Source organism: Bacillus sp. WC2507 (assembly GCF_052656125.1).
This window is the reverse complement of record NZ_JBQXPN010000001.1, coordinates 3,636,553-3,662,399: the sequence shown is the minus strand read 5'-3', so window position 1 is coordinate 3,662,399 and position 25,847 is coordinate 3,636,553. Positions and strand designations below refer to the sequence as shown.

The following is a 25,847-nucleotide window of genomic DNA, read 5'->3' as shown; positions in this document are numbered from 1 at the left end:
TTTATAATAAATCCAAACGAAAAGAATAGTCAAAGAAAAAGGGTAAATATTGGTATGTTTCTGCAATAGTTTTTGAATTTGCTATTATTTTGTCCGCTATACAAAAGGAATAACCCCCTACTTTCAGATTCTAGAGGGCTATTTCAAATTAAGGTTTTGGAATACTTCTCGTTAAAGCGTATGATTGTTGTTTAAAGTGGTTTGTTGTCCATAGTGTTTGAAGGAATGAGAGTATGCAATACGGGATATACAAAAGCAATAAGCTAATTGTAACAATAATAGGTGCATTTCCGCCGAATTGAACGATAAATTGCAATAGTCCGCTTGCGTGAAAAACGCATTCCATAAAAATGAATGAAAGAATAATGGAACCTAGAATAGATTTATGATTCGAAGTAAGCGCCAAAAACAATGTGTCTACAAGGAAAGAAGATTGTTTTATTTCATATTCATTTGTGTTACTTAAGAAAGGAATCCATTTTTTTATTGCTTGCATAACGATAATCATGGAAGTGCTACAAACGATGATAAAAGATGAGTAGTAAGGAAGCTTTATAAATTTTGTGATGTATAGGAGTAGTAGTAGGACTGAGCATTGTAATAATACAGTACAAAAAGAGTAAGGAATCCATTTTAATAAAGAAGTGAACTTTTTAACCGAATGAGGTGCTTTAAAAAATAAATGGCCGATTCCTAAACTGATGAAGAATCCGATCGCAAGAGTAAAGGTAAAACGAACAATCGATAAAAAATATATTTCCCATATGTAAGGGAATAACGGTGTAGAATGATTAGAAGTATGTACCGACTGATTTGCTGAGAAAAAGATAGATTCGTGCATCCAATCAATTTTTGGAATTGTCATAGAAGAAAGTTGTGCGAAGTTATGAAAAATGCTTATAAAGCCAGTTAAGTATGTGTATTTATGTGTAATGAATAATGCTGGAATAGGACTAATAATAAATATAATGAGAACACCAACTATAAATTTACATATATGTGAGCGCAATAAAGACATGTAATCACCTACTCTTAGAATATTCAGAAAATTCTTATTCTTATTTTAGCTTTTTTCAGTGTAAGTTACAATATATTTTTCTTAAAGAAATTTAGAGAGAATGTTTGAGGTTGTATGAGATAAGTGAATGAATCATGAATAAATTATGACAAGAAAATGAATAATTTTCAGAAAAATAAAATAAATCATTTATTTTTTTCTGAAAATATAATATAGTTATGGCACAGAAAGTATTTTAACATAAGGAGGCTGTTTATGAGGATTAAAGGGAATTATGTGCCGAAAAGGGAAGTTTTCTTTTGCTCAAGTTCAATTACAATAGGGGAAGCACTGGAGCATTTAAATAAAACTGGCTATCGTTGTGTACCAGTTTTAGATGGAAAAAAAGAGAAATATTTAGGTAATATATATAAAGTAGATATTTTAGAATATAAAGGTTCGCTGGAAGAGAGTGTGTTACAATTATTAAACGATAAAGAAGGATATGTCAGAGAAGATTCTTCGTTCTTTAAAGTATTTTTTACAATAAAAAAATTACCTTATTTATCAGTAGTGGATGAAAAAGGAATCTTTCTTGGAATTTTAACGCATAAAAAAGTTTTTGAGTTATTAGAAGATGCTTGGGGCGTTCATTCTAGTAAATATTCTGTCATGATTGGGACACAAGATTATAATGGGGCCATTCAAAAATTATCGACAGTGTTAAAAAAATATACAGGTATCCAAAGTTTAATGACTTTTGATAATGACGCCTTATTAGTTCGTAGAATTATGTTTACATTAGGAGAAGAGTTTAACGACGGTGAATTAGAGATGTTATTGAAAGATTTAGAAGATCACGGATTTAGAGTTGTGTATGTGGAAGAGATGAATAATCCACGTGAAGTTGAAACGATAGACTAACATGCAAAAGCCATCTAATTATGTTGGATGGCTTTTGTTATGTTACGTGCATAAAGTTATTTGAAAATAATGATAGGGTAAAAGGTGAGGTTGTAACAATATTTGTGTAAAAGAATAAAAAAATGTAGATAATTTTGATTTTCAAAAAAATCAATTTGAAAATATGTTTTTATTTTTTAAATAAATATGTTACTATATGTGTGATAAAAACAAAGAGGTCTGACAACTACACTCCACGCAATACCACTCTAATGAGTTAAATATTCAAAAAAATCAAAAATCAGTAATTAGAGTAAAAATAGGGGGAATGGAGAAATTATGGAGAAAGACACTGCTTTGTAAGGGGCATATTTTATCAGCTTGAGCAGAGAGGAGGATGCATAGCATATTGTGAAAATACAGATAAACAATGAAAAAGTGCTATGCAAATGAAAAGTATGAAGGGACGTTTAAGGCCAGGTGATACGGTAGCAATAGGTTTAATGTTATTTGCACTATTTTTAGGAGCAGGAAATTTAATTTTCCCACCAGTTTTAGGGCAACAAGCTGGAGAGAATGTTTGGGTTGCTACAATTGGATTCCTTGTAACGGGAGTCGGATTACCCCTATTAGCTGTAACAGCTGTCGCGTTTGTAGAGGGGGACTTGAAAGCGCTGTCTTCTAGAGTTCACCCTATATTTGCGTTTATTTTCCCATTGATTAGTTATTTAGCGATTGGACCATTTTTCGCGATTCCGCGTACGGGAGCCGTTTCATTTGAAATGGGTATGAAGCCATTTCTATCAGAGGCATTGGTTTCAGAATGGTACATGCTATTTCTATTCACAATAGTTTTCTTCGGAATAACGTGGTATCTATCATTAAATCCATCTAAATTAGTGGATTGGTTCGGAAAATTTCTTACACCATTGTTAGTATTGATTGTTGCTGTTATTGTCGGAAAGGCAATTATTGATCCAATTGGAGAACCAGCTGCGCCGCTAGCGGCATATCAAGAAAATGCTTTCTTTGGTGGATTTATACAAGGATATTTAACGATGGATGCAATTAGTGCTCTCGTATTTGGAATTGTCGTTGTACAAGTTATCCGCTCTAAAGGGATAAAAGAGAGTAGTCAAATTGCAAAAATAACAGTTGTATCAGGTATTATTGCTGTACTTGGTTTAACGTTAATCTATTTATCACTTGCTTATCTTGGTTCAACAAGTACATCACTTGGTGTCTCAGAGAATGGTGGACTTATTTTAACGAATGTTGTAAATGAGTTATATGGAACAAGTGGTAAAATTTTATTAGGGCTTGTTATTATACTAGCTTGTTTAACAACTTCTGTTGGATTAACATCAGCTTGTGCTGGCTTCTTTACAAACTTATTCCCAAAACTTTCGCATAAAACGATTGTAACAATGGTATGTGTGTTTAGTTTAATTGTATCTAACTTAGGTTTAACACAATTAATTGCAGTCACATTACCAGTGTTAATGATCATTTATCCAGTTGCAATTGTATTAATCGTACTTTCTTACTTCCATAAATGGATTGGAAAGCGTAATACCATTTATATTGGAGCTATTTTAGGAGCATTGTTAATTAGTTTCTTTAACGGTTTAGAAAGTGCGAAGATTAAAATTGACGCGATTTCTAACGTACTACAAATGCTACCTTTATATAAAGAAGGAATAGGATGGTTAATCCCATCATGTATCGGCGGGATTCTCGGTTTCTTCTTCTATAAATCAAATGAATCAAGTGAACTACAAAAGAAAGGTGCTTAGGCGCCTTTCTTTTTTTTTGAAGGGAATTTTTGTATTATGTCTAAGTAATAATTGGGAGGAATGATAAAATGGCTAATTTTGAAGATTTTTTAACTTTGGATTTACGTATTGGGACTGTAAGAAAGGCAGAGGAATTTAAAGAAGCGAGAGTTCCAGCGATTAAATTAGAAATTGATTTTGGAGAGCTTGGAATCAAGCAGTCAAGTGCTCAAATTACGAGAAGATATAGTCCGGAAGGGTTAATTGGTCAGCAAATCGTTGCTGTTGTGAATTTCCCGCCAAAACGTATAGCTGGATTCAAATCAGAAGTGCTTGTTTTAGGAGGAGTACCTGAAGCTGACGATGTTGTTTTACTTCAGCCTAATATGGAACTACCGAATGGAACGAAAATTAGTTAGTGTGAAGGTAGGTGTTAATTTGGATATTGGACGAGAATATTTAAAATGTGCAATTTCGAATTTTAAAGCAACACAAAACCAAGGAGAACGAGTACTCTCTCAATTATCTTATGAACAGATAATGTGGTCTTCTCATGAGGAGACGAATAGTATTGCAATTATTATTAAGCATTTACATGGTAATATGCGTTCTAGATGGACGGATTTTTTAACATCTGATGGTGAAAAAATAGATCGTAACCGAGATGCTGAATTTGAAGGCGGTTATCATTCTAAGGAAGAGGTTCTCGCAGCATGGAGTAGAGGATGGGAATATGTTTTTAAAACGATGAATGTGCTAACGCCCGAACATTTATTAAAGACGGTATATATTCGCGGTGAAGCACATACTGTCATGCAAGCAATTGAAAGACAAATTTCTCATTATGCTTTGCATATTGGACAGATTATTTACATCGGTAAAATGTTAAAAGAAAATGAGTGGGAATGTTTAAGTATTCCTAGAGGACATTCTGCACGTTATGTAGAGAAAAAACGTTCAACATAATAATAGGAAAGAAACCGATATAAAATGGGGAATAAAAAAATAAACCAAATGATAGATGGTTCTGTAATCATAAGAATGCCGCCAAAAATAAGTCCATATATAATAAGAAAGAAATTAAAAAGTGTATTCACAGGGATAAATCGTGAGATGAACACTTGCTGCCTTTTAAAACAATCACTGTGAAATAAATAAAAGCGGAAGTACCATGTGGCAGTAATAAGATCTTTCTTTCGTGCAATTCTTTTTTTACATGTATGACAGATAAATGGTGGTTGCATTTCATTACACTCCATTTTTCATTTTTGTAATAATGTAAGACATGATTAGGTACAAAGTGTATATTCCTATATACGCTCCTGATATAAGAAAAAATGGATTTAGTAAAATTCCATGAATGCTTGTCATAAAAACTAAATCTTGTATTAAAACATCATATATATTAATAGAAATAATTGTACCGAGTACATAAAGTGCTAAGTACGCTGAAATATGTAACGCAACACGGATTGTAGGATGCTTAGCAAGCCAATAAAAAATAAATGATAGTACAATGGGTAATGTTCCTATTAGTAGCTTCAATTCATTTCACCTCAGCAACAATATAGCCGAAATTTAGACGGTCTATTCTCTAGAGCTTGTACATAACTTGAAATAGAGAGGGTGATAGTATGAATCGAGGCTTTTTTTATGTGAAGTTCACAAGTGTACGTAAGTTAGTTTTATTTATTATTGCTACAGTACTTGCGACTTTTTTTCTTATTAGTATGATGGTAACTTCTATGAAAGAGACAAAGTCCACGTATTTATATAATTGGTTAAATGAGTTATCAATGAATGGTTACATGTATGTTCTTGGGAAAGAGAATCATTATTTTACACAAGAGTATCGAAATTTAAATCAGGATTTTTCGATTTCTTCGTTTCTCTTTTCGATGGCTACGAATATTCGTTTTAATGATGTACGCAGTTTTGTCGGCAAAGAGCTACCTGGTTTTGGTAAGTACGATACAGAAATTGTTATTGCGGGTGAAGGGACCAATTATTCTAACTTACCGATTGAGTCGAGCGTTCCGCTTGAAGAAGTAGTAAAAGAACGGACTGGAGAAGGTGGACAGGCTCCAAAGCCGGATACGAACAAAGAGAAAAAGCAACCAGATCAAACGACAGGAAAACGACAAGTTGCGTTTATTTATCATTCGCATAGCTGGGAATCTTATTTGCCGTTACTCAATTTAACAAACGATCCAAATCCGAATAAAGCGACAAGTTCCGTCACGAATATTTCAATAGTCGGCGACCGATTTCGTGAACAATTAGCAAGTGAAGGGATCGGAGCTACTAACGACAAGACTGATGTCGGTCAAAAGTTGATTAGTAAAGGGTTAAATAGTAATAGTTCTTACAAAATGTCACGGGAAATTGTACAAGAAGCAATGGCCGGCAATAAAGAACTACAATACTTTTTTGATTTACATCGTGATAGTGCTCGGAAAAATATCACGACAAAAGCAATTGGTGATAAATCATATGCGAAGCTTGCGTTTGTAGTAGGGAAAGGCAATAAAAATTACGAAAAGAACTTACAATTAGCAACGGCTTTACATGAGACGATTAGTAAGAAGTACCCAGGAGTGAGTCGTGGTGTCATTCAAAAAGGATTCCAAACAGGAAATGGTGTCTACAATCAAGACTTATCAGGACAAGCGATATTAATTGAAGTTGGTGGCGTAGATAATACAGAGGAAGAACTAAATCGATCGATTGATGCACTTGCTAAAGCGTTTGGTGAATATTTCTGGCAGGCGGAAAAGGTGAATGGATAAAGTGAAACTTAAATGAGTGGGGAGTCTGCTGATGAGTATGAGTTCACATTCATTTTGAAAAAGCGTGAGTGTAATGCTTGCGTTTTTTTTTGTAATGATGAGACTTCACAGAATAGACATATTTTGTCGTTGTTATAGTAATATCGAAATTTGTCAAATTGTACTGCGAGATTTACAAAGGGATTTTCGAGAAAGTAGAGAAAATCTTTTTATAAGGAAAGCTTTTTATTATGAAATTGGTAGGGTGATTGAAGTGATTAGGGAGATCAAAATAGAAGATGCAGCACCATTTTTGCAATTAAGTAAGCAACTAGACGAAGAAACGAAATTTATGTTATACGAACCAGGAGAAAGAAAATTTACAGCCGAGCAACAAGAACAAATGATTCATCGCTTTATAGAAAATGAATATGCAACAATATTTGTAGCAGTTGAAGAAGAGAGAATAGTAGGGTTTATTTTAGTGAATGGAAATCATATTCAAAGAAAGAGACATGTAGCAGGTATTGTAATTGGTATTTTGCAAGAGTATAGCGGGCGAGGTATTGGGACGAGATTGTTTAAAGAGGTTGAGAAGTGGGCAAGATTACATGATGTATGGCGTTTAGAATTAACGGTAATGGCCCACAATACAAGAGCTCAGGCACTATATAAAAAAGCTGGATTTGAGAAAGAAGGTGTCAAAAGAGCTGCTCTTATTATCGATGGAGAGAACATCGATGAGTATGAAATGGCCAAATTATTAAAATAAGAGGTCGTTATATGAAAAAAAGATGGATACTACTTGGTATCGTAGCGATGATACTCATTGTTGGAGTAGCAGGAATCAATTATAAAATGTATAAGGATAAGCAGGCGCGCGAGGTAAATGTAAATAACATATTTCCGAAAGCGAAAGAAACGATTGCGAATATGGATGGTGATATTGCGGTCATTAGTAATCCGAATTCGATGCTTGTGCTTGTGAATAAAAGTAGGCGTTTGCCAGATGGGTATAGACCGCCAGATTTAGTTATTCCGAAAGTACGTTACTCAAGTGAAGGTGATCAAGAAAAGAAAAAAATGAGGAAAGAGGCAGCAGGGGCACTTGAGGAAATGTTTCAGCAAGCTGATAAGGAGCGTATTTTCCTTTTTGCAGTCTCTGGATTTAGATCTTTTGATCGACAAAAAGCATTAAATACGATGTATAAAAAACAAGATGGAGAAGCAAAAACAGCAATGTCGAGTGCAGTTCCTGGAACGAGTGAACATCAAACTGGACTAGCTATGGATATTACATCGCAATCTGCTAAGTTTCAGTTAGAGACAATTTTTGGTGAAACGAAAGAAGGGCAGTGGCTTTCTGAAAATGCCCATAAATTTGGTTTTGTCATTCGATATACAAAAGAGAAAGAATCGCTTACGGGCTATCGATTTGAACCATGGCACGTGAGGTATGTGGGAAATCCACAAGCTACATATTTATATGAAAATCAACTGACACTTGAAGAAGTAACAGAGTGATCAATTGAGGGGAGAGAAGGATTATGACGGTGTTATATAAGAAAAAGGTACACGTGTATGTAACAAGAGAAAAAGAGGGAGTTATGCAACTGCTTGTTTTTAAACATCGTGATATACCTGAAGCTGGTATACAAGTACCAGGGGGAACAGTTGACGAAGGGGAAACGTTAGAAACAGCAGTGTTACGTGAAGTACAAGAAGAGTCTGGATTACGTCATTTATGCATAGAACGATTCCTAGCCGACTACATCATACATGTAAAGGAGAAAAAGGAATATCAAAAACGCCATTTTTTCCACGTAACGTTACCAACAGATGTAAAGGATAATTGGGAGCATACTGTAAGTGCCGGTGAGGAAGATGAAGGTTTAGTATTTTGCTACGAATGGATTGATATTGCAAAATGCCCTGAATTAGCGGGGAAACAAGGTGAGTTTTTACATTTGTTAGATGAAGTATATGTAAAGTAATAAAAGGGTCTGAAGCGGAAGTTCATTCGTTTCAGACTTTTTTTATTTTTCAGGAAATAAAAGGTTTTTATATTGGTAAGTTGAATTCTTTTAAAGGGATTGTAATTGTATATGCGAGGAGCGGAGAAAATGAAAAACTAATAGTTATATGTAATCAATAAAAGGCTTTATAGAAGGAGAATGATGATGGAGGTTCAGTTCAATACACTGTTACAAAAAGAATTAACAATTCATGATATACAAAAAGCAATGGCAGCTGGGCAATTAACTTCAAAAGAATTAGTTATGTATTACCTTCATAGAATCGCAAAGTATGATCAAGACGGACCAAAAATCAATTCTATTTTAGAAATCAACCCGGACGCTATCTTTATTGCAGAAGCGCTAGATCATGAAAGAAAAACAAAAGGTGTAAGAGGTCCACTACACGGTATACCTGTTTTACTTAAAGACAATATTGAAACGAACGACTCTATGCATACAAGTGCAGGTACGATTGCTCTAGAACAAAATATAAGTATTGGAGATGCATTTCTCGTAACAAAGCTGCGAGAAGCAGGAGTAGTGATAATAGGAAAAACAAATATGACAGAATTAGCAAATGGAATGTCTTTTGATATGTGGGCTGGATATAGTGCAAGAGGTGGACAAACAATAAACCCTTATGGTACAGGTGAGGATGATATGTTTGTTGGAGGCTCAAGTACAGGGTCTGCCATAGCAGTTGCTGCTAATTTCACAGTAGTATCTGTTGGAACGGAAACAGATGGTTCTATATTGAGTCCAGCTGTTCAAAACTCTGTAGTCGGTATTAAACCGACTGTTGGTCTAATTAGTCGTAGGGGAATTATTCCGCTTACTTATTCACAGGATACAGCGGGACCATTTGCTAGAACGGTTACAGATGCTGCTGTTTTGCTAGGGAGTTTAACTGGGGTAGACGAGAAGGATGTAGCTACTCATAAAAGTGAAGGTATAGCAGAACATGATTATACAAAGTATCTTGATGTTACTGGCTTACATGGAGCGAAGATTGGTGTATTTAGAAATGCACCAAAAGATTATTATGAAACTGGTGAGTATGATGAAAAGTTGTTTATGGAGACGATTGAAGTGTTGCGTAGTGGGGGTGCGACAGTAGTAGAGGATATTAATATTCCGTCTTTTCATAGAGAATGGAGCTGGGGTGTATCGCTCTATGAATTAAAGCATAGTTTAGATAACTATCTTTCAAAATTACCTTCTGCTATTCCAGTGCATTCTATTTCAGAGTTAATGGAGTTTAATGAAAATATAGCAGAAAGAGCTTTGAAATATGGACAAACTAAGTTGGAGAGAAGAAAAGATGTTCCTAATACGTTAAGAAATCCAGAGTATTTAAATGCAAGATTAGAAGATATATATTTTTCTCAAGAACAAGGCATTGATTTTGCACTGGAAAAATATAATCTTGATGCGATTCTGTTCCCTTCTTATATAGGCTCCACTATATGTGCGAAAGCAGGTTATCCGTCTATAGCAATGCCTGCGGGATATATGGATAACGGGAGACCGTTTGGAATTACGCTTGCAAGCACTGCTTTTTCTGAGGGGACCTTGATTAAACTAGCATACGCTTTTGAACAAGCGACAAAGCATCGAAAAATCCCTAACTTATCATGAATAAAATAAATAGGACAGGAATTCCTGTCCTATTTATTTTGTTCATTAAAGTGAAATATCTTTTTTCTCTGTTTTATCATATTTTAATAAGTTAAATGATAAACAAGCAGAGCATAAAATAAGGATAGAAGCGAGAATATAAATCGTACGAACACCGAACAAATCGGTAATAATTCCAACGCTAAGCATAGAAAGACCAGAAGCTGCGGAAAGGAGTGCGCCATGAGCTGTATACATTTTTGATAGTAAAGTAGGGGCGACACTTGATTGTAGCACTGTCGTTTGAGAAATATCTCTAATTTGATAACATGGCCCCATTAGAATGCATAGAAAAAGCGCAATAAACCCGCTACTTGTCATACCATATAAAAATGTAAGAATACTAAACATAAGAGAGCCTATCGCCATGGAGCGTATTAAATTGTATTGAATGTATGTACTCATTTTCCATGCTAATATCCCGCCAATTAACGTCCCAACATAATAACTTGTATTAATATATCCCCACCATTCTTCGCCTTTATGAAGGACAGTCGTTACATAAGCCATCGTAATAGCGCCAATCCATATCGTCCCTGCGAAAGTTTCAATTAAGTCCATACATGTAACGGTACGGAGAGACGGGTTCTGAAATAAGAGTTTCCAACCTTCCAATAAAGCAGCGCCTTTTGAAGAAGAAGGCTCTATTACTCGTTCATTATGTATGGAATGTAATGAAACGTGTAGTGCAACACACCCAAAAATCATCAATATGTTATTCATCATGAGTGTAGAAGTAGCGCCGATAAGAAGAACAATAAAACTTGTAAATGAATAAGCAGCGGCTTGCGCAATTTGTGTGGAAAAGGAAAAAATACTATTTACTTTTACTAATTTTTCTTTTGGTGTAAGGCGAGGAAGGATACCGTATAATAATGGTGCGCTCCAGCCACTACATAAAGAAATGAAAAAAATGAAAGTGAATAGTGCTACAATATTTGAGGAAAGGGCCGGAAATACTATCATTAATAAAAATAAGAGAGCAGTTTTTGTCCATTGTAGTATAAAAAGTAAGGAATAAGATGAAAAACGATTCATTATAAGTGGTGCAGATGTATTTGCTATAAGATTAGTTATGACCTGGAGTAATGGAAACAGAGCAGTTAATGTAGCTGATTTCGTTGTGATATACATATGGGTTGTAATAATCATGATGTATACGATATCAGCAAGAGTAATGCATATTTTAGAGCCTAAATAGTAAATTAGTGAACGATTTTGCAATAAGTACACAACCTTCCTGAGGAAAAACATTCCAATATTTAGAATAATTATAATTTGAAAGTTGGAATTGTGAAAGAATTTAATTTTTTGTCACTTTTTGAAAGGGATTTTCATGTATAATGAAGAATATATTAATATAGTATTTTAATAATACTCATTATAACAGTGAATATGTACAATAGCTTGTAGTAAGCGCCCACATACAAGAAAGGGCGGATAAACCATTCTTTTCTTCATATACATATAGAAAATGAGAAAGAAAGTGAGGGTTGTATATGGCTGCTTGGGTAATTTGGTTTATAATAGCTGGTATTTTATTTATTGCGGAAATGTTGTCGATTACGTTTTACATGCTGTGGCTTGGAATTGGAGCTGTTGTCGGAGGTCTTATTGCTTTGTTTGTTCCTGAAGCATTACTGTTACAAGTCATTGCTGGTGCGATTGTCAGTTTAACATTGACTTTCTTCACGAAAAGAATTTCAAAAAACTTTCGAGAAGCAAAAGGTTTTACTGATACAGTAGATATGCTTGTTGGTAAAAAAGGTATCATTATGCAAGCGATTACAAATGAGGCAAATGGTATTGTGAAGGTGGATGGAGATACTTGGACAGCTATTGCAGATGATCCAATTGATGCTGGAGAAAAGGTTATTGTTATAAAGAGGAATAGTACTATATTACAAGTGAAAAAGGAGAGTGAATAAATATGGCAGTAGCATTGACATTAACGATTATTTTCGCACTAATTGTTGTTACATTTATCGCATTAACAATTAAAATTATTCCACAGCAAAAAGTTGGGGTTGTTGAAAGATTTGGTAAGTTTCAACGTATTATGCAGCCGGGATTAAATTTATTAATACCAATTGTGGATCGCGTTCGTGTATATCATGACTTGCGTATTCAGCAAACGAATGTACCGCCGCAGAAGGTAATTACGAAAGATAATGTACAAGTAGAAATTGATACAATTATTTTCTATCAAATTGTGGAACCAGAACTTGCGACATATGGTATTTCGAACTATGAATATGGTGTTCGTAACATTACTTCTGCAACGATGCGCCAAATTATTGGTAAAATGGAACTGGATGAAACGTTATCTGGTCGTGAAAAAATTTCAACAGAAATTCGCTTAGCACTTGATGAAGCAACAGAAAAATGGGGCGTACGTATTGAACGTGTTGAAGTTGTCGATATTAATCCGCCAAAAGATGTGCAAGCATCGATGGAAAAACAAATGAAAGCAGAACGTAATAAACGTGCGATTATTTTAGAAGCTGAAGCTGCAAAACAAGATAAAGTTCTTCGTGCTGAAGGTGAAAAGCAAAGTAAAATCTTAATGGCTGAAGGTGATAAAGAAGCACGTATTCGAGAAGCTGAAGGTATAAAGGAAGCAAAAGAACTAGAAGCGCAAGGGGAAGCAAGAGCGATTGAGGAAATTGCAAAAGCAGAACAAAATCGAATTGAATTACTTCGTGCAGCAGATTTAGATGAACGCGTACTTGCTTACAAATCATTTGAATCATTGATTGAGGTTGCGAAAGGACCAGCAAATAAAGTCTTTATTCCGTCTAATGCAATTGAAACACTTGGTACTCTTGGAGCAATTGGAGAAATCTTTAAAGAAAAACAAGCGAAGAAATTGCCTTCTTCAGATACACCAAAAGAACAATAAGAATGAAAAAGAGAAATGGGATGCCGTTTCTCTTTTTATTTTTTATCATTGTATTAATTTATAAATTAAATGAGTAAGGGACGGGAAACCCTTCCTTTTTCATATGCACTAAAAAATTTTTAAGATTTCATAATATGAAATAAAGGAGAATCTGTAAAAAATAAAATCGGTATAATGATTGAAAATTCAGTCATCTAGTGAAGTTTCTAAACTTTTTAGTATATTATTATTGGAAATCGGAGGGGAAAGAATGGCAATTAGAACAGGGGAACAGTATATTGAAGGATTGAGAAAAAGAAATCCTGAAATTTGGATTGGAGGAAGAAAAGTAACGGATGTAGTAAATGAAGATGTTTTTCGTGAACCAATTTTACAAATTGCGAACTTATATGATATGCAGCACAATCCAGAATATCAAGATAAGATTACTCATATATGCGAAGAGACAGGAGAAAGGGTATCAAATGCATTTTTAGTACCGAAAAATTATGAGGATTTAAAAGTACGCCGTGAATTATTTGAAGTGTGGGCAAAAGCTACTTATGGTTTAATGGGTAGAACACCTGATTTTTTAAATGTAACGGTTACTTCGATGGCAAGTAATTCGTGGTTTTTTGAGAAGTTTAATCCAGAATGGGGAGCGAATATAAAAAATTATTATAAACATATAAGGGATAATGATTTGTTTTTAACACACGCAATTATTAATCCACAAAATGATCGGAGTAAGGCTTCCCATCAACAAGAAGATGAAACAATGCATTTAGGGGTAGTAAGTGAAGCAGCGGAAGGGATGTATGTTAGTGGTGCTAAAATGTTAGCGACACTGGCGCCGATTACGGATGAGGTAATAATATATTCCTATCCAAGCTTTAAGCCAGGTGATGAACGTCATGCAATTTCTTTTGCAGTTCCAATTGACGCACCAGGTCTAAGAATTCTATGTCGTGAGCCAATGCAAGATGGAAAACGATCTTTATTTGATCACCCACTTGCATCAAGATTTGAGGAAATGGATGCATTACTAGTATTTCATAATGTGTTTATCCCGTGGGATAAAGTATTTATTTATCAAAGTGTGGAAGCTGGGAATCAATTGTATCCTAAAACCGGAATTGGTCATCAACCAGCCCATCAATCTGGGGTAAGAGGGTTAGTAAAACTATCTTTTGCAGCTGAAGTAGCTATGAAATTAGCAGATTCGATTGGAGTAGATGGATTTTTAAATGTACAAAACCAGTTAGCAGAGCTTATGCAAGATGTTGAAACGATACGCGCTCTCCTGCAAGTAGCTGAATATGAGTATGAAACGAATTCATATGGAGAAGTTATTCCTGCGAGGTTGCCGCTTGATACGATACGCAGTTTATTACCTAAGATGTACCCGCGTGCTATTGAGATTATTCAAACAATAGGTGCTGGTGGATTATTAATGTCACCGACAGGTGCTGATTTTATGAACCCCGAGATTCAAGATGATATGCAAAAATATTATATCGGGCGTGAAGGAGTATCTTCTGAGGAACGGGTTCGTTTATTTAAATTAGCATGGGACTTATGTGGTGAGGCTTTTGGACAACGGTTATTACAATATGAGCGTTATTATTCTGGAGATCCGGTGCGTAAAATGGGAATGTTTTATAATGCGTACAAAAAACAACAAACTTTTTCACTTGTGAACAATGCATTGCAATCGAGTTCATCTGAAGGAGCCTTAAGTTAAACAAAAATGTTCACGCTTACATTTTTGTTTAAAAAGGAAGGAGCAATAGAGGAAAACAAGAATTTTACTGTTAGGATGTAAATCTTCTTATATTTTTAACAATATCTAAAACTTGAGAACTGTAACTGGAATAGGGGAGGTAAATGATTTGATCGCTTCTATCAGTAAAATTTGCAAAATTCTAAATTGTTTTACGAGTGATGAACCAGTTCTAGGTAATTCGGAAATAGCGGAAAAGCTAAATATGAATGCAAGTACGGTTCACCATCTTGTTCGTACGTTGTGTGCAGAAGGAATGCTCATACAAGATGAGCAAAGAAAATATAGATTAGGTTGGAAATTGTTAGAGTGGGGAAATCAAGTCATGTTTCAGCAAGAGATTTATAGTGGAGCCATTCCACTTGTTGAAGAGCTTGTAAGAAATTTTAGTGGTACTGTGCATATCGGTATGTTTGATCGTGGTGATGTTGTATTTATATTGAAAGTTTCGTCAAAGGAGTCCGTTCAAATTTCAACACATGTTGGATCAAGAGAACCTGCATATTGTACAAGCACAGGGAAAGTACTGCTTTCATTTAATTCATCTTCCTTAGAATATACTTCAGAGAAAGGGCTTTTACCAAGAGCGCCTAATACAATTACTTGCGTCAAACAATTCCAGACAGAGTTACAGAAGATTCGTAAACAAGGTTATTCAATTAGTGATAACGAAAATGAGCATGGACTGTATGGGATTGCAGCGCCTATTCGATCTTATACTGGGAGAACCATTGCGGCGCTTAATATTGTTGGACCTATATCGTATATGCAAGGAAGTAACCGTGAAATCATAATTCAAAGTGTGATGAATACGGCAAATTTGATTTCCAAGGAATTTGGTTATTTGGAAATTTAACTTTAGAAGAAAAGAGATGAGTATCATTTATATACATGAGCAGTGTATCCCTGAATTTACGAAATCTATTGTTTCAATTGGAGCATTTGATGGTGTGCATAAAGGTCATCAAGCTGTAATTAAAAATGCGGTTGAGAAGGCAACGGCATTAAAGATAACAAATGTTGTGTATACATTTGATCCACCACCACGCTCATATTTTCAAGGAGCGCAAGTATTAACGCCTATTGATGAGAAGGTGAAACGTATTCAAAACCTTGGTGTTGAACATGTGATTGTAATTCGGTTTGATGAGTCTTATATAACAAAAAGCGCGAGTTGCTTTATACAAGATATAAAAAGGTTAAGCCCCGTAGAAATTTTTATTGGTCAAGATTTTAAGTTTGGAAAAAATCGTGAGGGAGATATTGAGTTGCTAAGAGAACACTTCAACATTTCTATAGTGAAAGATGTTTGCTGTGATGAAGGTGAGCGAATATCTTCAACGAGAATTAGAGATTATGTCTATCGTGGGGACTTGCAAAAGTCTAGCTCTTTACTCGGTTGGTCTTTTAAAACGATATAAATAAAAAGGAATCATGAGGAGGAAATAATATGTCTAAAACATTGCAATCTTTTAATTTACTAAAATGGATTGATGAGAATAAGGAGTTATTGAAGCCACCAGTAAATAACAAAGTGATTTGGCAAGATTCAGAGTTTATTGCCATGATATTAGGTGGTCCAAATAGAAGACGTGATTTCCACGTAGATCCTTCAGATGAATTTTTCTATCAAATTAAAGGTGAATGTTATGTGGAATGTATTACAGAGGAAGGTAAGCGGGAAGTTGTCACAGTAAAAGAAGGGGATGTATTTATGCTGCCAGCTATGGTACCACATTCACCACACCGCGTTGCTAACACATTTGGGCTAGTAATTGAAAGAAAACGTAGCCAAGGAGAACTTGAAGATTTCGTTTGGTTCTGTGACGAGTGTAATCATGAAATGCATCGTGTACGTGTTCAATTAAATGATATTGAAAAACAAGTAAAAGAAGCAATTCATAGTTTTAATTCAAATAAGGAAATTCGAGCATGTAAAAACTGTGGTTACATTATGCCAGAAGAAGTGGAGGAATGGAAGTGCGAATAGATTTTCATACACATATTATTCCTGAAACTTTTCCAGATTTTGAAGAGAAGTTTGGTGGCGGTCGCTGGCCAATGTTAAATCGGACTTGTACATGTGGTGCAAGTATTATGGTTGGAGGGAAAAATTTTCGTGATGTGACAGACCAAGTATGGTGCCCTAAGAAAAGAATTGAAGATATGGACCGGGAAGGTGTAGATATTCAAGTTTTATCGCCAATCCCTGTTACATTTTCGTATTGGGCAAAACCAGAGGAAGCCGAAAGTATGGCACGTATTCAAAATGATTTTATTGCAGAAACAGTTTCAGCACATCCAGATCGTTTTGTAGGATTAGGAACGGTTCCGATGCAAGATGGAGAAACTGCAATTCGTGAAATGGAACGTTGCATAACGGAATTAAATTTACATGGTATTGAAATTGGTACAAACGTAAATGGTAAAAATTTAGATGATCCATCGTTTATTGAATTCTTTCGAATGGCTGAAAAGTGGCAAGTTCCAATTTTTATCCATCCGTGGGAAACGTTAGGACGCGATAGAATGCCACACCATAATTTTATGTATACAGTCGGTATGCCAAGTGAAACGGCGCTTGCAGCAGCTACACTTATATGTAGTGGAATAATGGAAAAGTTTCCACGGTTAAAAGTTTGTTTTGCGCATGGCGGCGGATCTTTTCCATATATTTTGCCAAGATTAGATCAAGGCTGGAAAGTATGGCCTCATTTACGTTTGACTACACATCCTCCTAGTTATTACGCAAAGAAATTTTATTTTGACTCTTTAAATTATGATCCTATGAATTTGAAATATATGATTGAAAGATTTGGGCATGAAAAGATTTTCATGGGTTCGGATTATCCATTTTTATTGCGAGAAATTGATCCGGGTAGAGTGATTGATGAAACATCTGGTTTATCCGAGGAACAAAAAGCAGCAATGCTTGGGGGAAATGCAGCTGAATTTTTAAATATTGATATAAAAAAACGAGGTGTAGCATATGCAGAGAGTACAAACACCTGAGGATAAATTAGGAGAGTTGGGAATTATACTACCAGCTATTCGCCCAGCAGTTGGAAATTATGTTAGTTGTGTAAGGGTAGGTAACTTATTATTTACTGCTGGACAAGGTGTAGATGAGTATCACGGGAAATTAGGAAAGGATATATCGATTGATGATGGATATAAAGCAGCGAGACAATCCATGTTGAATTTATTAAGTGTTGTAAGAAATGAACTAGGTGATTTAAATAAGGTGAAACGAGTTGTAAAGTTGCTTGGCTTTGTAAATAGTACGGAGGATTTTATCAATCAGCCAAAAGTAATGAACGGGGCATCGGATGTATTAGTAGAGATTTTTGGAGAAAAGGGAAAACACGCCCGCTCTGCAGTCGGTATGGCTCAATTACCTAATAACACAACAATTGAAATTGAGATGGTTTTAGAAATTGAGGAGTAGGGGGTAAAGACGGTGAACAAAGAATTATTAGCTGACAAAATGAAAGTAAAAGATGCGAAATTGTTTATTGATGGACAATATGTGGATTCTGTATGTGGTGAAACGTTTGATACGTTCAATCCAGCGACGAATAGAAAGTTAGCTTCTGTAGTGAAGGCAAATGAAGAGGATACAAAAAGAGCAATTGATGTAGCAGAACGAACATTTAAAAGCGGCATTTGGAGTAAAATGCCTGTTGAAGAACGATCGGATATTTTATGCAAAATGTCGGATTTAATTATGGAACGTGTGGATGAACTAGCGTATATAGAAACTTTGGATGTTGGAAAACCAATTAAGGAAAGTAAAGGATTCGATATACCACGCGCGGCTCATAACTTTCGCTTCTTTGCTGAAATGGCTAAATATATGGTGCACGAGCACTATGACAAACATAATTTTATGTCATATGCAAAGTACGCTCCAGCGGGAGTGACAAGTTTAATCATTCCTTGGAATTTGCCATTTATGCAAATGACGTGGAAAGCATCAGCGGCGCTTGCTTCTGGTAATACAGTTGTTGTCAAACCGGCCTCTTATACTCCATTAAGTGCAGTTATGCTTGGTGAAATTGCTAATGATGCAGGATTACCACCAGGTGTACTTAATATTATTACAGGTCCAGGGAGTACTGTTGGGACAACAATGACTACACATCCAGCTGTAAGAAGAATTTCATTTGTTGGAGAAAGTAATACAGGAAAAACAATTATGCGTAATGCAGCAGAGAATTTAATCCCTGTTTCATTAGAATTAGGAGGAAAATCAGCAAATATCGTATTTGAAGATGCGGATTTAGATGAAGCGGTACAAGGATCGATTGAAGCTATATATCGGAACCAAGGAGAAATTTGTTTAGCTGGTTCGAGATTACTTGTGCAAGAAAGTGTATATGAACAGTTTTTAGAAAAATTTGTAGCAGCTGTACAAAGAATAAAAGTTGGAAACCCTCTTTCTGAAGATACAGATATGGGAGCACTAGTATCAAAATCTCATTTAGAAACGGTTAATCGCTATGTAGAAATAGGAATTTCGGAAGGTGCAAAATTAGCCTATGGTGGAAAAAGAGTTAAGAGTTTAGTAGAAGGGAATTTTTATGAACCTACTATTCTATATGATGTTGATAATAGTATGCGTGTAGCGCAAGAAGAGATATTTGGTCCAGTTCTAGTTGTTATTCCGTTTAAAACGGAAGAGGATGCAATTCGCATTGCGAATGATTCCATTTATGGACTAGCTGGAGTTGTTTGGACCAATGATCTTAGAAGAGCACAACGAGTGGTTTCACAAATTGATTCAGGCTTACTATGGATTAATTGTTGGTATGTTCGGGATTTACGTACTCCATTTGGAGGCTCGAAGGCAAGCGGGATTGGTAGAGAAGGTGGACGTCATAGTTTTGAATTTTATACGGAAGCTAAGACAGTAACGATGAAATTATAAAGGTGATGTTTAAACTTAAAGTACAAAGAGCTCCCATCTAATATTTATGGAAATAAAGTAGATAGATGGGGGTTAGTTACAATGTGAATATTTAGGGATATATAAATTAAAAAATGAGGTGAGAGCAATTGTTAATTAGAGAATTAGCCGATGAACTAGTACAAGCTGAAAATTCACGTGTAGGGATACTTCCTTTTACTGAGAGATATGATAATTTATCTGTTGAGGATGCTTATAATATTCAACTTGAAGTTGTAGGGAGAAAGTTAGAGAGTGGACGTAGCATAATTGGCAAGAAAGTTGGTCTTACAAGTGTTGCAATGCAACAAATGCTTGGAGTAAATGAGCCGGATTATGGACATTTACTAGATGATATGAAGATAGAAAGTGGTAGTGAAGTTTCAATGAGGTCCTTTGTATCCCCAAAAATAGAGGCAGAAATAGGGTTTGTGTTAGAGCAAGATTTAAATGGGCCTAATATTACATACATTGATGTACTGATGGCAACAAAGTATGTTGTACCTACACTTGAAATAATTGATAGTCGCATTGTTGATTGGAAAATTAAACTGGCTGATACAGTAGCGGATAATGGCTCATCAGCGAAAGTTGTAATTGGTCATACATTCTCTAGCATCGATAAAGTAGATTTACGTACAACTGGAATGACACTTTATAAAAATAATAGTTTAATTGCAACGGGGGCTGGCGCGGCTGCATTAGGCCATCCAGCACAAGCTATTGCTTGGTTAGCTAATAAGCTTTATGAATTTAATATTGGATTGAAAGCAGGGGAACTAATTTTACCTGGCGCATTATCTGGTGCTGTTTCAGTTCAAAGTGAAGACAACATTCGAGCTGATTTCGGTTTACTTGGATCGGTTTCTGTAACATTCATATAGATTAAAGCGTTGAAAAAAGGGGGGGATAAATGTGGAGAAAGTAAAGGCGGCTATTATCGGATCGGGTAATATTGGTACGGATTTAATGTATAAATTAAGAAAAAGTGAAGTCATAGAGCTAAATGCCATAATTGGAATAGATTCAAAATCGGATGGTTTAAAGCGAGCAAAAGAAGCAGGATACGAGGTTTTTGATAATGGAATACAAGCAATGATTGATAATCCAAGTTTAGCTGATATTGTATTTGATGCAACTTCAGCTAAAGCACATAGTTATCATGCAAAAGTATTAGGAGAGCTTGGGAAAATAGTAATTGACTTAACTCCGGCTGCATGCGGACCGTTCGTTTGTCCTGCTATCCGAAATAATCATTTTGTAGATAAGCAAAACGTTAATATGATTACGTGCGGAGGACAAGCAACGATTCCAATTGTTCATGCGATTAATAAAGTGGCAAATGTTACATATGCAGAGATAGTTGCAACTATTTCAAGTTTAAGTGCAGGTCCAGGTACAAGGGCAAATATTGATGAATTTACAATTACGACGAGGCGTGGAATTGAAGAAATTGGCGGAGCAGATTATGGGAAAGCACTTATTATATTAAATCCTGCGGAGCCTCCTATTTTAATGAGAGATACAGTATATTGTGAAGTTAAGTATATGGATGAGGATTCTATTCGTGAAGCAATTCATAAGATGGTTGAAGTAGTTAGGGCATACGTTCCAGGTTATTCTCTAAAACAAGAGCCGATGTTTGATGGGAATCGTGTGACTGTATTTTTAGAGGTTGAAGGAGCTGGAGACTACTTTCCTCCTTATGCTGGTAATTTAGATATTATGACGGCAGCGGCATTAAAAGTAGGTGAAGAATTTGCAATGCGGATCATTTCAGAGAAGAAAAGAGGTGTAATGAATGAGGCGAAATAGTGAAAGGCCAGTGAAAATAACGGAAGTTTGTTTACGTGATGGAAGTCATGTAATGAAACATCAATTTACAGAAGAACAAGTTCGATCTGTAACTAGAGCATTAGATGAGGCTGGTATGCATTATATTGAAGTGAGTCATGGAGATGGTTTAGGAGGCTCCACATTACAATATGGAAAGTCATTAGTTAATGAAATGAAGTTGATTGAAGCAGCGGTAGATGAGTGTAAGCAAGCTAAAGTAGCTGTTTTGTTAATTCCTGGTATTGGAACGATTCATGAGTTAAAGCAAGCTGCAAATATTGGCGCGAAACTTGTTCGTGTAGCGACGCATGTAACAGAAGCAGATGTTTCAGCACAACATATCCAATTTGCGCGTGAGTTAGGTATGGAAGCGTGTGGCTTTTTAATGATGGCACACTCTGCACCGGTTGAAAAGTTAGTAGAACAAGCAAAGCTTATGGAGGACTATGGTGCTGAGGCGATTTATGTAACGGATTCAGCGGGTGCTTTATTGCCTCACGAAGTACGTGAACGTATTCGAGCATTACGTCAATCTTTAAATGTCGAAATTGGTTTCCATGGTCATAATAATCTGTCTGTTGCAGTAGCCAATACAGTGGTGGCAATTGAAGAAGGTGCGACACGTATTGATGGAAGCGTGCGGTGCCTTGGCGCAGGAGCTGGAAATGCCCAAACAGAGGTATTACTCGCTGTTTTAGATCGTATGGGATATAAGCTAGATATAGATTTATATAAGATGATGGACTTAGCTGAGGATGTTGTTGCACCTTTATTGCCAGCACCGCAAGAAATTCAAAAAGGAAGTCTTGTAATGGGATATGCTGGTGTATATTCTAGCTTTTTATTACATGCTGAAAGAGCGGCAAAGCGTTTTGGTGTAGACGCCCGTGATATTTTAATAGAACTTGGGAAAAGAAAAGTAGTTGGTGGACAAGAGGATATGATTTTAGATGTCGCGGCAGAATTAGCAAAGATAAAAATGGGGGTGTAAAAGATGGCTTTAGTAAAAGGAGCAGATCTAGAAATTGTTGACTATTTACTTCAGGCTGAAAAAGATAGAAAAGAAGTAGTGAAAGTAACAGATAAGCATCCGGATTTAACGGTGGATGACGCATATAGATTGCAAAAATGTTTAATTGAACAAAAAATGAACGAAGGTTCTAAAAGAGTTGGGGTAAAACTAGGATTAACAAGTAAGGCAAAACAACAAATGATGGGTATTGATGAAGCGATATACGGATATTTGTTGGAAGATATGTTAGCGTTTGAATGGGAGCCATTACAATACGAAACATTCATTCATCCAAAAGTAGAACCAGAGATTGCCTTTTTAATGGATGAGGATTTACAAGGGACGAATGTGACAGCTGAGGATGTATTAAAGGCAACAAAATATGTTGCGCCAGCTTTAGAGATTATTGATAGTAGGTATTTAAATTTCAAATTTACATTACCTGACGTAATAGCAGATAATTGTTCATCTTCAAAATTTTTGTTAGGAAGTAAGTGGATTGATGTTAAAGATATAGATTTAGCTAATGTAGGGATGGTTATGTCGAAGAATGGTAAGATTGCTACAACTGGAACGGGGGCAGCTGTACTGGGACATCCAGCAGAGGCGATTGCTTGGGTGGTAAACAAACTTGGTTTACAAAATGAAGGGTTAAAGAAAGGTGATATTGTATTAAGTGGAGCATTATCAGAAGCGATTGCTTTCAAAGCAGGAGATTCTATTATTGCACAATTTGATGATTTAGGAAGTATAGCGATGTTTTGTGAATAAAAGGTAAAGCGAGAGATAAAATGCCCATTATACAAATTCAAATAATAGAAGGTAGAAAGAAGGAGCAAATTCAAAATCTAATATTTGATGTTACAGAGGCGGTTGCGAAAAACTTAGATGTAGATGTTGAAAGAGTGCGTGTTCTGGTGAATGAAATCCCGAGTTCGCATTGGGGAGTAGGAGGAAAGTCTAAAGCTAGTTTAAAAGAAAGTTAGTTAGTAATAAAAGCAATTTTCATTCTTATATGAATGAAAATTGCTTTTATTATTTTGAAAAGTTTTAATAATATGTTAAAATTTAGTCTTGGTTTTAAGGAGATAAGGGGGAATAAACATGCAAATACTACTAATACGCCACGGAGAATCAGAAGCTGATATCTTAAACGTACATGAAGGACGAGCTGACTTTGAATTAACAGAAAAGGGAAGGCAGCAAGTGCAAAGACTTGTACAGAAAGTGAAAGCAGATTTTCCGCCAGATTTCATTTGGGCAAGTACATTAAAACGTGCTCGTGAAACTGGTGAAACATTAGCAGAAGGAATTGGATGCCCAATTCAATTAGAAGAGGAACTAATGGAGTTTAATAATGGGGTACAAGCTGGCTTATCATTTGAAGAGGCAAAAAAATATCCAGAGCCAAAGTTTCTTCATGATCGATTTGAAAACGGGGAATCATTTATTGAATTTAGAATGAGAATAGAAGGCATCTTTTCTAAAATCGTGACAGAGAATACATATGACCGAATTGCAATCGTTGCACATGGTGGTGTAATAAATAGTCTATTACGTGCGTTTTTCAAAATGCCAATTTCAATGGATTATTATTTTAAAATGGGAGATACGGGAATAAGTTTAATTGAAATTGATGGGGAACAAAAAACGATACATTTCATTAATGATACGAATCATTTGGACGGGATGTAAAAACCTATGTATAAAGTAGTGTTTTTTGATGTTGACGGTACGCTTTTAAGTGAGATTGACAGAAGTATGCACGACAGTACAAAAGAAGCGATACAAAGATTAATAGATAAAGGGATTCCTGTAGTTGTTACTACAGGGAGACCATATAGCTTATGCTCGCAATTTAAGGAACTAGGTATAAATACGTTTATTTCTGCAAATGGTGCACATATCAAGCGTGGAGAAACAGTTATACATAAATCAGTACTTTCAAGTGAAATCATTCATGATATATCGGGGTTTGCTGAATTACATGGTCACAGTATTTCTTATTTCACAGAGGAATTTGTAATGAATGGAATAGCCAGGGATAATGAGCGCGTAATGCAAGCGCTTAGCGAGACGTTACATTTAGGGAAGTATCCTGAAAAAAGCAGGGATTTGTCAGAAGACGTCTATTGTCTATGTCTGTATGCGGATGAAATAGAAGCTCAAAAATTTATTGAAAAATACCCAATGCTTACATTTGAACGTTTTCATGGCTATGTCATAAATGTATTGGAAGATAAGAAAGTATCAAAATTAACTGCTATTCAAAAGGTATTGGATCACTTAAACATTTGTAAATCAGAAGCGGTTGCTTTTGGTGACGGTAGAAATGATATTGAGATGTTGCAGTATGTAGGATTAGGGATTGCGATGGGGAATGGTGGAGAAGAGTTAAAAACAAGAGCTGATTTCGTTACAAAGAAATCAAGTGAAGGTGGTATCTCTTTTGCCTTAAAGAAGTTTCGTATGATTTAAAAATAATAGATAGTCAGTTTGTAAAATCCTGTTTGAATTGCAGGATTTTTTTGTCTAACAATATTCTTGCAATAAAAGGAAAAATGCGAGTATAATGAAAAAGTAATTAGGTAAGCTAATTAACTAAAAGGAAAGGAGAGTGAAGATGAATGAATTCGAAAAATGATTCTCTTCCTTTAGGGATTGGGCCGTATGCAGAGCTAATAAAAAAGACAGCATCAGCGGATACGGATCCAATCGCAGCAAAACTTGGTTTGTTAATGTTATGGACGTCTGATAATGTTCTTGATGCTGTTGACGTAGATTTAGCTCCGCTTGGTATTTCGGAAAGTAAACTAGATTTTTTACTGTTGTTTATTTTGCGTGAAATGGAATCAAATGGGGAAGAAGTGAATATGAGTCCTTCGAATATTGCGAGTCGATTAGGGATAACACGTGCTTCTGTCACTGGTTTATTAGATTGGATGGAGAAACGAGAGTTAATTGTAAGATTCCATCATTCTGAAGATCGAAGAAGATTAAAAGTGAAAATTACCCCGAAAGGAAAAGAACTAGTTACGCGATCTTTACCAACTTTTTGGTTATCTTGCGCTTCGTTAGTTGACGACTTTAATCAAGAAGAGCGTCAAGTTTTAGAGAAGCTATTAAATAAAATGCAAGTAACTATGCAGGTGAAATTAGGAGAAGGTAGGTAAATAAGTTGATTATGAGGATCAACTTATTTATTTGGGAATATAATTAGCTTACCTTATTATATGTTTAACTAACTTT

At 35.5% G+C, this 25,847-nt stretch carries 30 protein-coding genes; 26 read left to right on the top strand and 4 right to left on the bottom strand.

The window, feature by feature from the left end; genetic code table 11:
- Positions 1–148: 148 nt before the first annotated feature.
- Positions 149–1,018: a hypothetical protein gene (locus ACUN28_RS19405; RefSeq protein ID WP_016088218.1), complete on the bottom strand. Its 870-nt coding sequence runs from the start codon at positions 1,016–1,018 to the stop codon at positions 149–151.
- 255 nt (positions 1,019–1,273) lie between these two features.
- Between ACUN28_RS19405 and cbpA the strand changes: the two genes are divergently transcribed.
- The 4 genes from cbpA (at position 1,274) to ACUN28_RS19385 (ending at position 4,641) form a co-directional block, all read left to right on the top strand.
- Entirely contained in the window at positions 1,274–1,921 is a 648-nt protein-coding gene (cbpA, locus tag ACUN28_RS19400; RefSeq protein ID WP_016088217.1) for a cyclic di-AMP binding protein CbpA, read from the top strand.
- Positions 1,922–2,358: 437 nt separating this feature from the next.
- A complete protein-coding gene (brnQ4, locus tag ACUN28_RS19395) occupies positions 2,359–3,696 on the top strand; it encodes a branched-chain amino acid transport system II carrier protein BrnQ4 (protein WP_431153780.1) in 1,338 nt (445 codons plus the stop codon).
- 68 nt (positions 3,697–3,764) lie between these two features.
- Positions 3,765–4,094 (top strand): chaperone CsaA, encoded by a 330-nt coding sequence (csaA, locus tag ACUN28_RS19390; RefSeq protein WP_016088215.1) that lies wholly within the window; start codon positions 3,765–3,767, stop codon positions 4,092–4,094.
- Positions 4,075–4,641 carry a DUF1572 domain-containing protein gene (locus tag ACUN28_RS19385; RefSeq protein WP_016088214.1) on the top strand — a complete coding sequence of 189 codons (567 nt, stop codon included), beginning with the start codon at positions 4,075–4,077 and terminating at the stop codon, positions 4,639–4,641. The genes csaA and ACUN28_RS19385 overlap by 20 nt, the downstream gene beginning before the upstream one ends.
- Here the strand turns inward: ACUN28_RS19385 and ACUN28_RS19380 are convergent.
- Together ACUN28_RS19380 and ACUN28_RS19375 are read right to left on the bottom strand one after the other, a co-directional pair.
- A complete protein-coding gene (locus ACUN28_RS19380) occupies positions 4,614–4,919 on the bottom strand; it encodes a hypothetical protein (protein ID WP_016088213.1) in 306 nt (101 codons plus the stop codon). The genes ACUN28_RS19385 and ACUN28_RS19380 overlap by 28 nt on opposite strands.
- A 4-nt stretch (positions 4,920–4,923) precedes the next feature.
- On the bottom strand, positions 4,924–5,220 hold the full coding sequence (locus ACUN28_RS19375; RefSeq protein WP_016088212.1) for a hypothetical protein: 297 nt from the start codon (positions 5,218–5,220) through the stop codon (positions 4,924–4,926).
- An 89-nt stretch (positions 5,221–5,309) separates the two neighbouring features.
- Between ACUN28_RS19375 and spoIIP the strand changes: the two genes are divergently transcribed.
- From spoIIP to ACUN28_RS19350, 5 genes are all read left to right on the top strand, one after another.
- The gene (gene spoIIP, locus ACUN28_RS19370) at positions 5,310–6,464 is read left to right on the top strand and encodes a stage II sporulation protein SpoIIP (protein ID WP_016088211.1); all 1,155 of its coding nucleotides are present in this window, start codon (positions 5,310–5,312) and stop codon (positions 6,462–6,464) included.
- Between the two features lie 253 nt (positions 6,465–6,717).
- Positions 6,718–7,215 carry a GNAT family N-acetyltransferase gene (locus ACUN28_RS19365; protein WP_033658874.1) on the top strand — a complete coding sequence of 166 codons (498 nt, stop codon included), beginning with the start codon at positions 6,718–6,720 and terminating at the stop codon, positions 7,213–7,215.
- An 11-nt stretch (positions 7,216–7,226) separates the two neighbouring features.
- Positions 7,227–7,967: a M15 family metallopeptidase gene (locus tag ACUN28_RS19360; protein ID WP_000747667.1), complete on the top strand. Its 741-nt coding sequence runs from the start codon at positions 7,227–7,229 to the stop codon at positions 7,965–7,967.
- Positions 7,968–7,990: 23 nt separating this feature from the next.
- Positions 7,991–8,437, top strand: coding sequence for an NUDIX hydrolase (locus ACUN28_RS19355; protein ID WP_016088209.1), 447 nt, complete (start codon positions 7,991–7,993; stop codon positions 8,435–8,437).
- A 186-nt stretch (positions 8,438–8,623) separates the two neighbouring features.
- The gene (locus ACUN28_RS19350; RefSeq protein WP_016088208.1) at positions 8,624–10,099 is read left to right on the top strand and encodes an amidase family protein; all 1,476 of its coding nucleotides are present in this window, start codon (positions 8,624–8,626) and stop codon (positions 10,097–10,099) included.
- 45 nt (positions 10,100–10,144) lie between these two features.
- Here the strand turns inward: ACUN28_RS19350 and ACUN28_RS19345 are convergent, their stop codons facing one another.
- The gene (locus ACUN28_RS19345; RefSeq protein WP_033659671.1) at positions 10,145–11,362 is read right to left on the bottom strand and encodes an MFS transporter; all 1,218 of its coding nucleotides are present in this window, start codon (positions 11,360–11,362) and stop codon (positions 10,145–10,147) included.
- A gap of 275 nt (positions 11,363–11,637) precedes the next feature.
- On the opposite strand from ACUN28_RS19345, the gene ACUN28_RS19340 reads away from it, so the two are divergent.
- The 17 genes from ACUN28_RS19340 to ACUN28_RS19260 all read left to right on the top strand — a co-directional run bounded on the left by ACUN28_RS19340 (position 11,638) and on the right by ACUN28_RS19260 (position 25,771).
- Positions 11,638–12,066: an NfeD family protein gene (locus ACUN28_RS19340; RefSeq protein WP_016088206.1), complete on the top strand. Its 429-nt coding sequence runs from the start codon at positions 11,638–11,640 to the stop codon at positions 12,064–12,066.
- Positions 12,067–12,068: 2 nt separating this feature from the next.
- Positions 12,069–13,040, top strand: coding sequence for an SPFH domain-containing protein (locus ACUN28_RS19335; protein WP_000257392.1), 972 nt, complete (start codon positions 12,069–12,071; stop codon positions 13,038–13,040).
- 250 nt (positions 13,041–13,290) lie between these two features.
- On the top strand, positions 13,291–14,763 hold the full coding sequence (locus ACUN28_RS19330) for a 4-hydroxyphenylacetate 3-hydroxylase family protein (protein ID WP_016088205.1): 1,473 nt from the start codon (positions 13,291–13,293) through the stop codon (positions 14,761–14,763).
- A gap of 148 nt (positions 14,764–14,911) precedes the next feature.
- Positions 14,912–15,658 (top strand): IclR family transcriptional regulator, encoded by a 747-nt coding sequence (locus ACUN28_RS19325; protein WP_016088204.1) that lies wholly within the window; start codon positions 14,912–14,914, stop codon positions 15,656–15,658.
- Positions 15,659–15,674: 16 nt separating this feature from the next.
- Positions 15,675–16,223: an FAD synthetase family protein gene (locus ACUN28_RS19320; RefSeq protein ID WP_016088203.1), complete on the top strand. Its 549-nt coding sequence runs from the start codon at positions 15,675–15,677 to the stop codon at positions 16,221–16,223.
- Positions 16,224–16,252: 29 nt separating this feature from the next.
- Positions 16,253–16,792, top strand: a complete 540-nt coding sequence (gene nbaC / locus ACUN28_RS19315; RefSeq protein WP_016088202.1) for a 3-hydroxyanthranilate 3,4-dioxygenase — start codon at positions 16,253–16,255, stop codon at positions 16,790–16,792.
- Positions 16,777–17,814 (top strand): amidohydrolase family protein, encoded by a 1,038-nt coding sequence (locus ACUN28_RS19310; protein ID WP_033660061.1) that lies wholly within the window; start codon positions 16,777–16,779, stop codon positions 17,812–17,814. Before nbaC ends, ACUN28_RS19310 begins: the two co-directional genes overlap by 16 nt.
- On the top strand, positions 17,792–18,250 hold the full coding sequence (locus ACUN28_RS19305) for a RidA family protein (RefSeq protein ID WP_016088200.1): 459 nt from the start codon (positions 17,792–17,794) through the stop codon (positions 18,248–18,250). Before ACUN28_RS19310 ends, ACUN28_RS19305 begins: the two co-directional genes overlap by 23 nt.
- A gap of 12 nt (positions 18,251–18,262) precedes the next feature.
- Positions 18,263–19,732: an aldehyde dehydrogenase gene (locus ACUN28_RS19300; protein ID WP_016088199.1), complete on the top strand. Its 1,470-nt coding sequence runs from the start codon at positions 18,263–18,265 to the stop codon at positions 19,730–19,732.
- 128 nt (positions 19,733–19,860) lie between these two features.
- Positions 19,861–20,634 (top strand): 2-keto-4-pentenoate hydratase, encoded by a 774-nt coding sequence (locus ACUN28_RS19295; RefSeq protein ID WP_016088198.1) that lies wholly within the window; start codon positions 19,861–19,863, stop codon positions 20,632–20,634.
- A gap of 31 nt (positions 20,635–20,665) precedes the next feature.
- Positions 20,666–21,565, top strand: coding sequence for an acetaldehyde dehydrogenase (acetylating) (locus ACUN28_RS19290; protein ID WP_016088197.1), 900 nt, complete (start codon positions 20,666–20,668; stop codon positions 21,563–21,565).
- The gene (gene dmpG / locus ACUN28_RS19285; protein WP_016088196.1) at positions 21,552–22,577 is read left to right on the top strand and encodes a 4-hydroxy-2-oxovalerate aldolase; all 1,026 of its coding nucleotides are present in this window, start codon (positions 21,552–21,554) and stop codon (positions 22,575–22,577) included. Before ACUN28_RS19290 ends, dmpG begins: the two co-directional genes overlap by 14 nt.
- Before the next feature lie 3 nt (positions 22,578–22,580).
- Complete coding sequence (locus ACUN28_RS19280; RefSeq protein ID WP_016088195.1) at positions 22,581–23,369, top strand: 2-keto-4-pentenoate hydratase; 789 nt, start codon at positions 22,581–22,583, stop codon at positions 23,367–23,369.
- A gap of 20 nt (positions 23,370–23,389) precedes the next feature.
- The gene (locus ACUN28_RS19275; protein ID WP_016088194.1) at positions 23,390–23,584 is read left to right on the top strand and encodes a 4-oxalocrotonate tautomerase; all 195 of its coding nucleotides are present in this window, start codon (positions 23,390–23,392) and stop codon (positions 23,582–23,584) included.
- 118 nt (positions 23,585–23,702) lie between these two features.
- Positions 23,703–24,293: a histidine phosphatase family protein gene (locus ACUN28_RS19270; RefSeq protein ID WP_016088193.1), complete on the top strand. Its 591-nt coding sequence runs from the start codon at positions 23,703–23,705 to the stop codon at positions 24,291–24,293.
- 6 nt (positions 24,294–24,299) lie between these two features.
- The gene (locus ACUN28_RS19265) at positions 24,300–25,076 is read left to right on the top strand and encodes a Cof-type HAD-IIB family hydrolase (RefSeq protein ID WP_016088192.1); all 777 of its coding nucleotides are present in this window, start codon (positions 24,300–24,302) and stop codon (positions 25,074–25,076) included.
- Between the two features lie 149 nt (positions 25,077–25,225).
- Positions 25,226–25,771 (top strand): MarR family winged helix-turn-helix transcriptional regulator, encoded by a 546-nt coding sequence (locus tag ACUN28_RS19260; protein ID WP_016088191.1) that lies wholly within the window; start codon positions 25,226–25,228, stop codon positions 25,769–25,771.
- Positions 25,772–25,847 lie beyond the last annotated feature (76 nt).